Origin of the sequence: Pseudomonas sp. BT-42-2, from assembly GCF_025847435.2 — a bacterium.
GTDB classification, from domain to species: domain Bacteria; phylum Pseudomonadota; class Gammaproteobacteria; order Pseudomonadales; family Pseudomonadaceae; genus Aquipseudomonas; species Aquipseudomonas urmiensis.
In genome coordinates, this window is record NZ_JAOYTM010000009.1 from 163,315 (window position 1) to 177,370 (window position 14,056).

General features: G+C 66.0%; 2 protein-coding genes. One reads left to right on the forward strand and one right to left on the reverse strand.

The window, feature by feature from the left end:
- Nucleotides 1-184: 184 nt before the first annotated feature.
- Nucleotides 185-13,138, reverse strand: a complete 12,954-nt coding sequence (locus OIU19_RS10820; protein ID WP_264234992.1) for a non-ribosomal peptide synthetase — start codon at nucleotides 13,136-13,138, stop codon at nucleotides 185-187.
- A 317-nt stretch (nucleotides 13,139-13,455) separates the two neighbouring features.
- Here OIU19_RS10820 and OIU19_RS10825 point away from each other — a divergent pair, with 317 nt between their 5' ends.
- The gene (locus tag OIU19_RS10825) at nucleotides 13,456-13,983 is read left to right on the forward strand and encodes an RNA polymerase factor sigma-70 (RefSeq protein ID WP_186555671.1); all 528 of its coding nucleotides are present in this window, start codon (nucleotides 13,456-13,458) and stop codon (nucleotides 13,981-13,983) included.
- Nucleotides 13,984-14,056 lie beyond the last annotated feature (73 nt).

The following is a 14,056-nucleotide window of genomic DNA, read 5'->3' on the forward strand; positions in this document are numbered from 1 at the left end:
GCAAGTTTTGTCGCTTCCACGGGCCTCTTCGCGGGCAAGCCCGCTCCCACAGGTACCGCGCTGGCTTCGAGGTCAACGGGGTGCCTGTGGGAGCGGGCTTGCCCGCGAAGAGGCCAGTTGTGACACCACAAAACCGGGCTGGCGGCCGATCTCGACAACCAGCCTTCATCTCAGGCGCCGGCAGTCAAAGCGCCTCCAGCTCGGCCATCAGGTCACTGAGCCGGTCGACCTTGTCGTCATCCAGCGCCGTGTCCTGCAAGCCCTGCACGTAGCTGGCCAGCTCCTCTACCGTGCTGCACTCGAACATCGCCCGCAGCGGCACGTTGAGCTGCAGCTGCTTCTGCACCCGCGAGGCAATCTGGGTCGCCAGCAACGAATGCCCGCCCAACTCGAAGAAGTTGTCGTGCACCCCTACCCGCTCGGCCTTGAGCACATCGGCCCAGATCCCGGCCAGGGTCTGCTCCAGCTCGTTGCGCGGCGCCAGGTAGGCCTGGCTGTGCTGGCTAGCGATGTCGATCGCCGGCAGCGCCTTGCGGTCGAGCTTACCGTTGGCGTTGTGCGGCAGGCTGTCGAACCAGCCCCAATGCAGCGGCACCATGTACTCCGGAAGATCGGCGCGCAGGCGTTGCTTGACCTGTTCGAGCAGCGCGGCGTCGGCGACGATGCCCTGATGCGCGACCAGATAGCCCACCAGGTGCTTGCCGTTGACGCCCTCCTGCACGCCTACCGCCGCATCGCGGATCTCGCCCTGCTCGTGCAGACGGGCTTCGATTTCGCCCAGCTCGATGCGATAACCGCGAATCTTCACCTGATGGTCAATGCGCCCAACGTACTCGAGCACGCCATCCGGCCGGCGCCGCGCCAGGTCGCCGGTACGATACAGGCGCTCACCCGGCGCGCCATAGGGATGCGGGATGAACGCCAGTGCCGTACGCACGGGATCGCCGACATACCCACGGCCAACCCCGGTACCTGCGACGCACAACTCGCCCACCGCGCCCAAGGGCACCAGCGCCTGGTCCTCGTTCAACAGGTACAGGCGGTTGTTGTCGGTTGGCGTGCCAATCGGCAGGTAGCTGCCCTGGGTCGATTGCGCATCGACGCGGAAGAACGCCACGTCATCCGAGCATTCCGCCGGGCCATAGGCGTTGACCAGGCCAATCGCCGGATAGCGCTGCAGCCACTGTGCGGCCAGCTCAGGCGGCATGGCCTCGCCGGTCGGCAACATCCAGCGCAGGCCATCCAGGTGCTGGTGCTCGTTGGCGAGCATGCCCTGGATCAGCGACGGCACGCTTTCCAGCACGGTGATGCCGCTGGCCTGGACATGCGCCAACAAACCATGCGGATCATGGGCGATGGCATTGGGCACGATCTCTATCCGGGCGCCGAACAAAGGCGCGGCGAGGAACTGCCAGACCGAAATGTCGAAACTCTGCGAGGCGGTCTGGGCGATCACGTCCTGCTCATCGAGCACCAGGTACGGTACCTTGCTCAACTGGTTGTTGAGCATGCCGCGCTGCTCGACCATCACCCCCTTGGGCAGGCCGGTGGAGCCGGAGGTGTAGATCACGTAGGCCAGGTTGTCTGGCCCACTGTGAATGCCCAGGTCATGGCTGGCCACAGCGCTGCCCTGGACGTCTTCCCACACCAGCAGTTTCGGCCGCACCGCACCCGCCACTTCATCGAGCAATTGACGCGCCTGATCGGCTTGCGCGGCGCTGCACACCAGCACTGGCGTGCGGCTCAATTCGACGATGCGCAGCAGGCGCGCCGCCGGCAAGCCCGGGTCTAGCGGCAGGTAGCCGGCGCCGGCCTTGAAGCTACCGACGATCATCCCCAGCAAGGGCAGGCCACGCTCGGCCAGCAGTGCCACCGGTTGATCGAGGGTCACCCCCGCCGCGACCAGGGCATGGCCCAGGCGGTTGGCCGCCAGGTTCAGCCCGGCATAGTCGAACGAGGCCTCCAGGCAGCGCGCGACGATCCGCTCGGGATGCGCGGCAACCCGCGCCTCGAACAGCTCGACATAGCTCTGCTCCAGGCTGTAGGGATGCTCGGTGCGGTTGCACTCTTCGAGCAGCAAGCGTTGCTCCTCGGCCCCCAGCAATGGCAGCTCTGCGACATCGCCGTCGAAGCCTTCGACCAGCGCCAGCAGTAGGCGCTTGAACTCACCCAGCAGACGCTCGACGGTTGGGTAGTCGAAGTAGCGCTGGTCGAACGACAGGTGCAGGCCCAGGTCATCACCCGGGTAGCACACCGCCGTCAGCGGGAAGTTGGTGTGGGTGCGCCCCGAGTCGGAACTGGCGTTGAGGTGCTGGGCGTGGTCGAGCACGGCGGTTTCCACCGGCGCGTTCTCGAACACGAACAGGCTGTCGAACAGCGCCTGGCCCTTGGGCAGCTCGCTACGCTCCTGGATCGCCACCAACGGCAGGTACTCGTACTCGCGCAGTTCCATGTTGCGCTCCAGCAGGCCTTGCAGCCACTGGCGCACGCTCTGGCGCTGGCCGGGTGCTGGCAACTGCACGCGCAGGGCGACGCTGTTGATGAACAGGCCAACCGTGCGCTGCATCTGCGGCAGGCTGACCGGACGCCCGGCCACCGTCACTCCGAACACCACGTCACGCTCACCGCTGTAGCGCGCCAGGAGCAAGGCCCAGGCCGCCTGGGCGAAGGTGTTGATGGTCAGCTGGTGAGCCTGGGCCAGCTCGCGCAGACGCACCCCTTGCGGCACGTCCAGGCGGGTGTAGCAGTCGCCAACGATCATGCCGTCGCCGGCATGCTCATGGCGCAGCGGACGGTCACTGGGGAGCGCCGTGGCGCGCTCGAAACCGGCCAGGTTGGCCTGCCACCACTGGCGCGCCTCGTCGAGATCCTGGCGTTGCAGCCAGCCGATATAGTCGCGGTAGCGCGGCGGCACCGGCAGTTGCGCCTGACGGCCTTCGCCGAGGGCCTGGTAGATCTCGAAGAAGTCGTTCATCAACAGCGAGCGGCACCAGGCATCGATCAGGATGTGGTGGTTGCTCATCATGAACCAGTAGCGCTCATCGGCCACACGCACTAGGCGCAGATGGAACGGCGCCTGGCTCAACAGGGCAAAGCCGGCTTCGCGTTCTTCTTTATGCAGGGCCTGCAGGCGCGCCTCCTGGGCCTGCTCGTCGAGGCCGCGCCAATCCTGGTAATCCACCGGGGTCTTGCCCGGTTTGTGGATGATCTGCAGCATCGCTTCGCCAGCGTTCCAGCTGAACGAGGCGCGCAGGGCTTCGTGGCGTGCCACCACCGCTTGCCAGGCCTGGGCGAAGCGCTGCGGGTCGAGCGCGCTGTTGATTCGGTAGCGGTCCTGCATGTAGTAGATGCCGGTGCCCGGCTCGAGCAGGGTGTGCAGCAACATGCCTTCTTGCATCGGCGTCAGTGGGTAGACGTCTTCGATCTCGGCTGCGGCGATGGGCAGGCTGTCGATCTGCTCCTGGCTCAGTTGCGCCAGGGGGAAGTCTGACGGGGTGAAGCTGCCATTGCCCTCTGCCAGGCAATGCTCGACCAGCGCCAGCAGTTCGCGTCGATAGGCCTCGGCCAGCTCGGCGATGGTGCGCTCGTTATACCGCTGGTTGCTGAAGGTCCAGCGCAGCTGCAAGGCGCCGCCATAGACCTGGCCATCGACGCTGAGCCAGTTGGGCAGCGGCGCGTCCAGATCATGGGCCAGGCCTGCTGGCGCATCCAGCGGCTGGAACAACGCCGCCGCATCGAACTGCTGGTCGAACTGGCCCAGGTAGTTGAAGGTGATCCGCGCCTGGGGCAAGGCCGCCATGCGCTCGCGCCCGGCGTCATCGGCCAGGTAGCGCAGCACGCCGTAGCCGAGGCCCTTGTGCGGCACCTGGCGCAGTTGCTCCTTGATGCGCTTGATCGAGCCTGCGCGGGCTTGCTCGCCCTCGCCCAGCTCGGGGCTCAGGGCCAAGGGATAGGCATTGGTGAACCAACCGACGCTGCGGGTCAGGTCGAGATCTTCGAACAAGCCTTCACGACCATGGCCTTCGAGCTGCACCAGCACTTCGCTGTCACCGCTCCAGCGGCACAGGGTACGCGCCAGGGCAGTCAGCAACAGGTCATTGACCTGGGTGTGATAAGCGGCCGGGGCCTGTTGCAGCAGCTGACGGGTCTGCTCGACATCCAGGCTGATCGCCAGGGTCTGGGCATGACGGTGCAGGTTGGCGCCTTGCGGATGATCACACGGCAGCTCGTGGCGGACACTGGCCAACTGGCCTTGCCACCAATCGAGCTCATCACGCACCGAATCGCTACCGGCATAGGCCGCCAGGCGCGCCGCCCAGTCGCCCACCGCATGGGTCTTGGCCGCCAGCGCCTCACCGCGGTACAACGCCTGCAAGTCTTCCAGCAGCACCCGCCAGGACACACCGTCGACCACCAGGTGGTGGATCGCCAACAGCAGGCGTTGGCCGCCCTGCCCGTCGCTGACCAGCAAGGCGCGCAGCAGCGGCCCCTGCTCCAGGTCGAGGCTGCGCTGCACATCGCTGTACAGCGCCTGGCAGTCGTCGAGATTTGCCACGGTGGCGGTCCACAGCAAGGGCTGGGCGCTTGGCTGGGCGTAATGCCCCTGCCAGCGACCGTTCACCTGGGTGAAATTCAGCCGCAGGCTATCGTGGTGAGTGAGCAAGCCCGCCAAGGCCTGCTCCAGGGTTTGCGCCTGCAACGGTTGGCGCACCTGCAACAGCACGGCTTGGTTCCAGTGCTGCGGCTCGGGCACTTGGCAGTCGAAGAACCAGTGCTGGATCGGCGTCAGCGCAGTGCTGCCCTGGCGCGGGCCCTGCTCGATGTCGCTTGGCGCCGCGCTGTGGCTGACTACTGCCGCCAGGGTCTGGATGGTCTGGTGCTGGAACAGGTCACGCGGGGTGAACTGCAGGCCCAGCTGCCGCGCGCGGCTGACCACCTGGATCGACAGGATCGAATCGCCGCCCAGTTCGAAGAAGTTGTGCTGTACGCCCACCCGCGCGACGTTGAGCACCTCGCACCAAACCTGCGCCAGCTGCACTTCCAACGCGTTGGCCGGGGCCTGGTAGTGCTGCTGCGCCTGCTCCAGGTCCGGCGCTGGCAGTGCGCGGCGATCGAGCTTGCCGTTGCCCATCAATGGCAACTGATCAAGCAGTACCAGGTGCGCGGGCACCATGTAGTCCGGCAGGTGGCGGCGGGCATGCGCCTTGACCGCTTCGCGCAGGCTGGCCTGGGCTTGGCTGTCGGCATTGGCCTGCTCACAGAGCAGATAGCCGACCAACTGCTTGCCGCCCGCCAGGTCGAGCGCCAGCACCACCGCCTCATCGACCTCGGCATGTTCTTGCAGGCGGCTTTCGATCTCGCCCAGCTCGATGCGAAAACCGCGGATCTTCACCTGCTGGTCGGCGCGGCCAACGTACTCCACCAGACCGTCAGCGCGCAGGCGAACCAAGTCGCCCGTGCGGTACAAACGCCCACCGTCATGGCTGAACGGATCTGCGACGAAGCGCTCGGCAGACAGCCCCGGCCGGTCATGATAACCCTGAGCCAAGCCGGCACCGCCGACATACAGCTCGCCGATGCCACCTTGCGCCAGCAGCGCCAGGTCTTCATCGAGAATGTACGCGGTACGCGCGCCGATCACCCGGCCAATCGGCACACTGCCGGCATCGGCGGGCAGCGTCTGCGGGGCCACACAGGCCAGCGGCATGACCACGGTTTCAGTCGGCCCATAGGCATTGAAGAACTGTTCTGGGGTGAACGCCTGGCGGATGCGTTGCAGGTGCTCGCCCGTCAATGCTTCGCCACCGGTAATGACCAGGCGCACCGGCAATTGCTCGCCAACACTTGCCAGGTACTGGGCGAGCTGGCTGCCGTAGCTTGGGGTGAAGCCGAGGATGCTCACCTGCTGCTCGCGCACCAGTTGGCAGATGTCCTCGGCGCCCCACTGGCCTTGGGCGCGGATCACCACCCGCGCACCACAAAGCAACGGCACCAGCAAACGCTCGGTGGCAGCGTCGAAGTTGATCGAATAGAAGTGCAGCTCGCAATCGTCGCTGCGCATGCCGAAGGCGGCGATTACCGCCTGGCAGTGCATGCCGATTTCCCCATGGCTGACCACCACGCCCTTGGGCTTGCCGGTGGAGCCAGAGGTGTAGATCAGGTAGGCCTGGTGCTGCGGCAGGTTGAGGTTAGCCAACGGCCCATCGCTGTAGCTGGGCAGTGACGCTGCGTCATCTTCCAGGCACCAGCGCGCTACGCCCGCAGGCAACTGGCCGATACTGTCGAACAGCGCACGCTGGCCCAACAGCAAGCCGATGCGGCTGTCCTCGATCATGTAGTGCAAGCGATCGAGTGGGTATTCCGGGTCCAACGGCACGTAGGCGCCCCCAGCCTTGAGGATCGCCAACAGACCAACGACCATTTCCAGCGAACGCTCCAGGGCCAGGCCGACGCGTACCTGCGGCCCGACACCACGCTCGCGCAGGGCACGCGCCAGGCGGTTGGCTTGCTGGTCGAGCTGGGCATAGCTCAGGTGCTGGCCAGCGAAGGTCAGCGCACGGGCGTGCGGCGTGCGCTCGGCCTGGGCGGCGAACAGGCCGTGCAGGGTGTGGCCCAGGTCGAAGTCATGCTCGCCCTGCAATTGGCCGACCAGCACTTGCTGCTCGGCGCCGCTGAGCATCGGCAGTTCGCACAGGCGTTGCTGCGGGTTGTCGATCAGGCCGATCAACAGCTGCTGCCAGTGCTCGGCCATGCGCGCGATGCGTGGCTCGTCGAACAGGTCGCGGCTGTAGGTCAGGCAGCAGCCCAGGCGACCGTCGAGGTCGGTGACTTCCAGATACAGGTCGAACTTGGTCGCGCTGGCGTCGTTGACCAGGTAGTCGACCTGCATGCCGGCCAGCTCGCGGCTCTGCTGGAAGGCCCAACGCTGAACGTTGCACATCACCTGGAACAGCGGGTTGTAGGCACTGCTGCGCGGTGGCTGCAGGGCTTCGACCAATTGATCGAACGGCAGGTCCTGGTGCGACTGGCCAGCAACGATGGTCTGGCGCACCTGTTCGAGCAGCTCGGCACCGCGCATCTGGCCATCGAGCTCGCAGCGCAGCACCTGGGTATTGAGGAAGGCGCCGATCAGGCCTTCGCTTTCCGGGCGAATGCGGTTGGCCACCGGCGCGCCGATGCGCAGGTCACGTTGGCCGCTGTAGCGGTGCAGCAAGGTCGCCAGGGTCGCGGTCATGGTCATGAACAGGGTAAGGCCACGTTCGCTGTTGAAGGCGCGCACGCGGGCGGCCAGAGCGGGATCGAGGTCGAAGCGATACAGCGCGCCCTGGTGACTCTGCACCGCCGGGCGCGGGCGGTCCGTCGGCAGCTCCAGCACCGGGTGTTCATCGCCCAGGCGCTGTTGCCAGTAGGCCAGTTGCCGTGCGCCTTCGCCCCCTTCCAGCCACTGGCGCTGCCACACGCTGTAGTCCAGGTACTGCACCGGCAACGGCGCCAGTGGCGATTCGCGGTCGTCGACGAAGGCCTCGTACAACTCGCCCAGTTCGCGGGCGAAGATGTCCATGGCCCAGCCTTCGGTGACGATGTGATGCAGGGTCAGCACGAAGTAGTGCTCACGCTCCTGGGCCTTGACCAGGCAGGCACGCAGCAATGGGCCACGCTCCAGGTCGAACGGCTGGTGGGCCTGGGCGTCGGCCAATGCCTGCAGACGTTGTTGGCGCTGCGGCGCTGGGGTGGCGCTGAAGTCATGCCATTGCACCTTGAGCGCGCTGTGCTCGGCCACGCACTGGTACGGCACGCCATCGATGCTGGGGAAGGTGGTGCGCAGGGTCTCGTGCCGGGCGATCAGTGCATGCAGGGCGCGCTCGAAGGCATCCACGTGCAAGGTGCCGCGCAGGCGGGCCATGCCACCGACATTGTAGGCGGGGCTATCGGGCTCCATCTGCCAGAGGAACCACATGCGTTGCTGGGAATACGACAGCGGCACCGCCTGACGACGGTCGACCCGGGCGATCTCGCCCTGCTGGTTACGTTCGCCACGTTCGCGGATGCTGGCGATTGCGGCGCAGAACGCTGCCAGCTCACTGGCCTCGAACAGCACCTTCAGCGGCAGCTCGACATCCAGTGCCTGGCGGGTCCGCGAGACGATCTGGGTGGCCAGCAACGAGTGGCCACCGAGGGCGAAGAAATCATCCTGCAGGCCGACTTGTTCCAGGTTGAGCACCTCACGCCAGATGGCCGCGACCTGCTGTTGCAGCTCGGTCTGCGGCTCGACATGCTCACGCTGCTGCCAAACCGGTGCCGGCAGGGCTTTGCGCTCGACCTTGCCGCTTGGGCCCAACGGCATCTGCGCCAGATGGATCAGTTGCGCCGGGACCATGTACGCCGGCAAGCGCTCGGCCAAGGCAGCCAGCAGCGCAGCGCTTTGCTCGACGCCGCTGTAGTAGCCGACCAACTGGGCGCCGACGGCATCCTGGTGGATCAGCACCACCGCCTGTTCGACACCTGCCTGGGCCAGCAGGCTCGCCTGCACTTCTTCGGGCTCGACGCGAAAACCACGCACCTTGACCTGCTGATCGAGACGCCCGAGGTATTCCAGGGCACCCTGCTCAACCCACCAGCGGGCGCGGTCGCCACTGCGGTACAGACGCTCGCCGTTACCATCGGCTTGCGGCACGAAGCGCTCGGCGGTCAGCCCAGGGCGGCCCAAATAACCGCGGGCCAGGCCCACCCCACCCAGATACAGCTCGCCGGCGACACCCGGCGCGCTCAGCTCCAACTGCTCATCGAGGACCCGGCACAGCACATTGGCCAGCGGCCGGCCAATCGGCGAGCGCTCACCGTCCGCGCTCTGGCAATGCCAGTGGCTGACGTTGATGGCGGTCTCGGTCGGGCCATAGCGGTTATGCAACTGCACCTGGGGCAGCAGTTGCAGGACGCGCTCGCGCAGGTTGGCCGACAACGCCTCACCGCCAGAGAACAGCCGACGCAGGCTGGTGCAGTTGGCGGCCAGTGGTTCCTGGACGAACACCTGCAACAGCGGCGGCACGAAGTGCAGCGTGGTCACCCCATGCTGCTGGATCAATTGGGCGATGCGCTGCGGGTCGCGATGCTCGCCAGGGCCTGCAAGGACCAGCGTGCAGCCGGTGATCAGCGGCCAGAAGCACTCCCACACCGACACATCGAAGCTGATCGGCGCTTTTTGCATCAGCACATCGCTGTCATCGAGCGCGTACGTGGCTTGCATCCACTGCAAGCGCTCAGCCAAGGCCGCGTGGGTATTGCCGACGCCCTTGGGCTGGCCGGTGGAGCCGGAGGTGTAGATCACATAGGCGAGGTTGTCGCCGTCCAGGTGCAGGCCCGGCGCCTGGCTTGGCCAGCTGTCCAGGTGCAGTTGATCGAGGGCGATGGTACTGACCCCGGCCACCTGCGGCAGGCGCTCGAGCAGGTTGCTATGGCTCAGCAGCAGGCTGGCCTGGCAGTCGCCGAGCATGTAGGCCAGGCGCTCTGGCGGATAGTCGACATCCAGCGGCACGTAGGCGCCACCGGCCTTGACGATCGCCAGCAGGCCGACCAGCAACAGCGGCGAACGCTCCACGGCGATGGCCACGCAGGTGTCGGGGCCGACGCCCTTGTCGCGCAGGTAATGCGCCAGGCGGTTGGCCTGCTGGTGCAGGCTGGCGTAGTCGAGGCTGCCACCCTCCCACACCAGCGCGGTGCGTTCAGGCGTCAGCCGCGCCTGTTCGTTGAGTTGCTCGACCAGCAGGCGCTGCGCCACGGGCGCGGGCGCCTGGCCCCAGCCCAACAATTGTGCGCGGGCCTGCTCATCGAGCAACTGCACCTCGCCCAAGGCCAACTGCGGCTGCGCGCTGACCTGTTCGAGCAACGCCAGCAGGTGATTGGCCAGGCGCTTGATGGTGCTGGCTTCGAACAGCTCGGCGGCATAGTCGAAGGCCAGGCTCAGGCGGCCCTGATGATCTTCTTCACTGTGCAACTGCAGGTCGAACTTGGCTTCGCGGCTGTGCCATGGCAGCTCTTCGGCGAGCAAGCCAGGCAGGCGGCGCAGCGCCGCCAGGTCGCGTTGCTGGTGGTTGAACATGACTTGGAACAGGCCCTGCTCGCGGGCCTGCGGCAAGGCTTCGAGCAGTTGCTCGAACGGCAAGTCCTGATTGGCCTGGGCGTGCAGGGTCGCCTGGCGCACCTGGGCCAACAGCTGGGCGAACGGCTGACGGCCATCGAGCTGGGCGCGCAGCACCTGGGTATTGATGAAGAAGCCGATCATGCCCTGGGTTTCCAGGCGTGGGCGGTTGGCATTGGGCACGCCGACGCGGATGTCGCCCTGGCCGGTATAGCGGTGTAGCAGGCCTTGCCAGGCGGCCAGCAGGACCATGAACAGACTCGCCTGCTGCTCGCGGGCCAAGCCCTTGAGCGCGTCGGCAAGCTTGGCCGGGACTTTCACACTCAGGCGTGCGGCGCGCTTGTCGCGTTGGCTGGAACGGGGGTGGTCGCTGCCCAGGTCGAGCACCGGCAGCTCATCGCCCAGCTGCTGTTGCCAGTGTTCGAGCTGGCGCGCGGCCTCGCCTTCAGCCAACCACTGGCGCTGCCAGATAGCGTAGTCGGCATACCCCAGCGGCAGCGCCGCCAGGCTCGCCTGCTGGCCCTGGCAGCGGGCCGCGTACAGGCGGGCGAACTCGTCGAGCAGAATATTCAGCGACCAACCGTCGGCGATGATGTGGTGCAGGGTCACCCACAGCTGATGATCCTCGTCATCCAGTCGCGCCAGGGTCACCCGCAGCAACGGTCCTTCGATCAGGTCGAACGGCTGCTGCGCCTCGGCTTCACGCCGGGCAGCGACTTCAGTCGCCTCCAGCCCATGCAGATCGACCTGCTGTAGAACCAACCGCTGCTCAAGCAGCACCCGTTGCAGGGCCTGGCCATCGACCTCGCTGAACACCGTGCGCAACGATTCGTGGCGGGCCACCAATGCCTGGAAGCTGTGCTCCAGGGCGGCAACATCCAACGCGCCGCGCAGGTGCAAGCCAGCCGGGATGTTGTAGGCAGCCGACGTCGGCTCCAGTTGCCACAGCAGCCACAGGCGATTTTGCGCCAGCGATTGCGCCAATGCCTGGCCACGGCCCAGCGTGTCGATGCGGCCATTGCCCTGTCCGCCCTCGGCGAGCAGCGCGGCCACGGCTGCGCTGTAGTCGGCCAGCAGCGGCGCCTCGAACAGCGTGCGCAGGCTCAGGTTGATGCCCAACTCGTCGGCCAGGCGCGCAGTGACTTGGGTGGCGGCAATAGAGTTGCCGCCCAGCAGCAGGAAGTGATCGTCTGGCGCAACCGCCTCGACCTTGAGCAGCTCGCGCCAAATGGCGGCGATGCGGGTTTGCAGCTCATCAGCCGGCGCAGCGACCAGCGCCTGCTCGGCGACGGCCGGGAAGCGTGCGTAGCAATCCAGGCTGCCATCGTCCATGCGCAGGCGACAGGCCGAGCGTTGCAGTTTGCCGCTGGAGGTCTTGGGCAAGGCACCCGGGTTGAGCAGCAGCACCACTGCCGGGGCCTGGCGGCAGGCGTCGGCGATGACCTGACGCAGGGTCTTGATCAGCTCTTGCGGCGTGTGCGCCTTTTGCACATTGCGGCTGATCTCCACGGCAACGCCAATGCCCTCCTCGCCCTGGTCATCGACGGCGAACACCGCCACACGGCCCTTGCGCAGCACATCGACCTCGCGCTCCAAGGTCTGTTCCAGGTCCTGCGGGTAGAGGTTCTGCCCGCGCACGATGAGCATGTCTTTCAGGCGCCCAGTGACGAATACCTCGCCCTCGCGCATGAAGCCCAAATCGCCGGTACGCAGCCAGGTCTGGCCGTCCAGTTCGACGAAGGTGCGCGCGCTGGCCTCGGGGTTGCGCCAGTAGCCCAGGGCGATGCTCGGGCCATTGGCCCAGATTTCACCGACCAGGTTGTCGCCCAGCACGCATTGGCGCTGCGGGTCGACGATGCATACCGCATGGCCTGGTTGGGGGTAGCCGCAGCTCATCAGCACGCTGCCTTTGCCGGGCTCGGCGCGGTGGCTGGCGAACGCTTGGGCGTCGATCTCCAGCGCGGCAATGCCCTGGCCACGACGGCTGCCGCTGACGAACAGGGTCGCCTCGGCCAGGCCATAGCTGGCGAAGTAGCTCTGCGGGTCGAAACCGCACACCTGGAACTTGCTGGCGAAGGTCTCCAGGCTGTCCTGGCGGATTGGCTCGGAGCCGGAATACGCCACGCGCCAGCGGCTCAAGTCGAGCCCCGCCAAGGCCGCCTCGCTGACCCGCTCGCTGCACAAGCGGTAGGCGAAATCGGGACCGCCGCTGATGGTGCCGCCATATTCGCTGATCGCCTGCAACCAGCGCTGCGGCCGCGCCAGGAAATACCCCGGCGACATCAGCACGCACGGCACGCCGCTGAAGATCGGTTGCAGCAGGCCGCCAATCAGGCCCATGTCGTGGTACAGCGGCAACCAGCTGACGATCACATCGTCCGGGTTCAGGTCGATGCCAAAGCCGTGGCGAATCAGTTGCTCGTTGGCCACCAGGTTGCCGTGGCTGACTTGCACGCCCTTGGGTAGCGCGGTGGAGCCGGAGGTGTACTGCAAAAAGGCGATGTCATTGCCGGCCAGCTGCGGCTGGCGCCATTGATCGGCCAGGGCTGGGGCCAGAGGGTCGACGGCCAGCAGCTCAGGCGCGGCGTCACCGGCCAGAGCCTCAAGGTCCTGCAAACTGTCGCACAGCGCCTCTACCGTCAGCAGCAAACGCGGCTCGGCATCGTCGATGATCGACAGCAGGCGCTCCTGGTGATGACGGCGCGACGACTCTGGCGGATAAGCCGGCACCGCGATCACCCCGGCATACAGGCAGCCGAAGAATGCCGCGACGTAGTCCGGACCACTGGGGAACAGCAACACCGCCCGATCGCCGAACTCGGCGCGCTGTTGCAGCGCCGCGGCGATGGTTCGCGCACGCAGGTCGAGGTCCCGATAACTGAGTACGGCCTGCTCGCGAGGATCATCGGTCAGAAAGCGCAAGGCGATCCGGTCCGGGGTCTGCGCGGCGCGTTGGGCCAAGGCCTGGACCAGCGAGTGCGGGAGTTCGAAGGCGTCCGTCATGGGGTGTTCCTGCCAGTGTCTGGGTGAGTCGCACCGAACGCCGCCACGCAAGGATGGAGGGCAGGGTTCGGCAGCTGGATGTACACAGGGGAACGGATGGGCGAGGCAAATAATTAACTGCCCAGAGCGCGGAACAGCGCGTCGCGCGGTTAGCGCGAAGTGAACCGGTTCACGCGGGTGAGCTTAGAACCAATCCGAATGGAGTCTCATTAACTTTCGTATTTGACAATCATTATCATTGGGAATAGCTTGTCGACCGTCGTTGGAAGCATGCAGTTACAGGTTGCTTCCTTTCCTCAGAGAACAAGGTGATTTCCATGGCGGAACAACTATCCACAAGTAAGTGCGATTCACCATTACTCCAAGCATTCGTCGACAACCGCAACATCCTGGTCAAAATTGCCGCGCGCATCACCGGCTGCCGTTCGCGTGCCGAAGATGTGGTGCAGGATGCGTTCTTCCGGCTCAGCGCAGCGCCGCAGATCACCTCCTCGTTCAAGGCCCAGTTGAGCTATCTGTTCCAGATCGTGCGCAACCTGGCGATCGATCACTACCGCAAGCAGGCGATGGAGCTGAAGTACTCCGGCAGTGAGGAAGAAGGCCTCAACGTGGTGATCCAGAACGCCTCGCCGGAAGCCACCCATATCAACCTGGCGGCCCTCGAACACATTGCCGAGGCGCTCAACGAGCTGCCGCAGCGCACCCGCTACGCCTTCGAGATGTACCGCTTGCACGGTGTACCGCAGAAAGACATCGCCAAAGAGCTCGGCGTCTCGCCGACCCTGGTCAACTTCATGATCCGCGATGCCCTGATCCACTGCCGCAAGACCGCTACCCGTCACTGAGCTGCGGCAAGCACAAGCTGCAAGAAAAAGCCGCACACCGCACCGCTTCTCCTTGCAGCTTGCCGCTCCAAAC

Coding starts and splice junctions, on each gene's coding strand:
- OIU19_RS10820 (WP_264234992.1), bottom strand. CDS start 13,138: ATGACGGACGCCTTCGAACTCCCGCACTCGCTGGTCCAGGCCTTGGCC.
- OIU19_RS10825 (WP_186555671.1), top strand. CDS start 13,456: ATGGCGGAACAACTATCCACAAGTAAGTGCGATTCACCATTACTCCAA.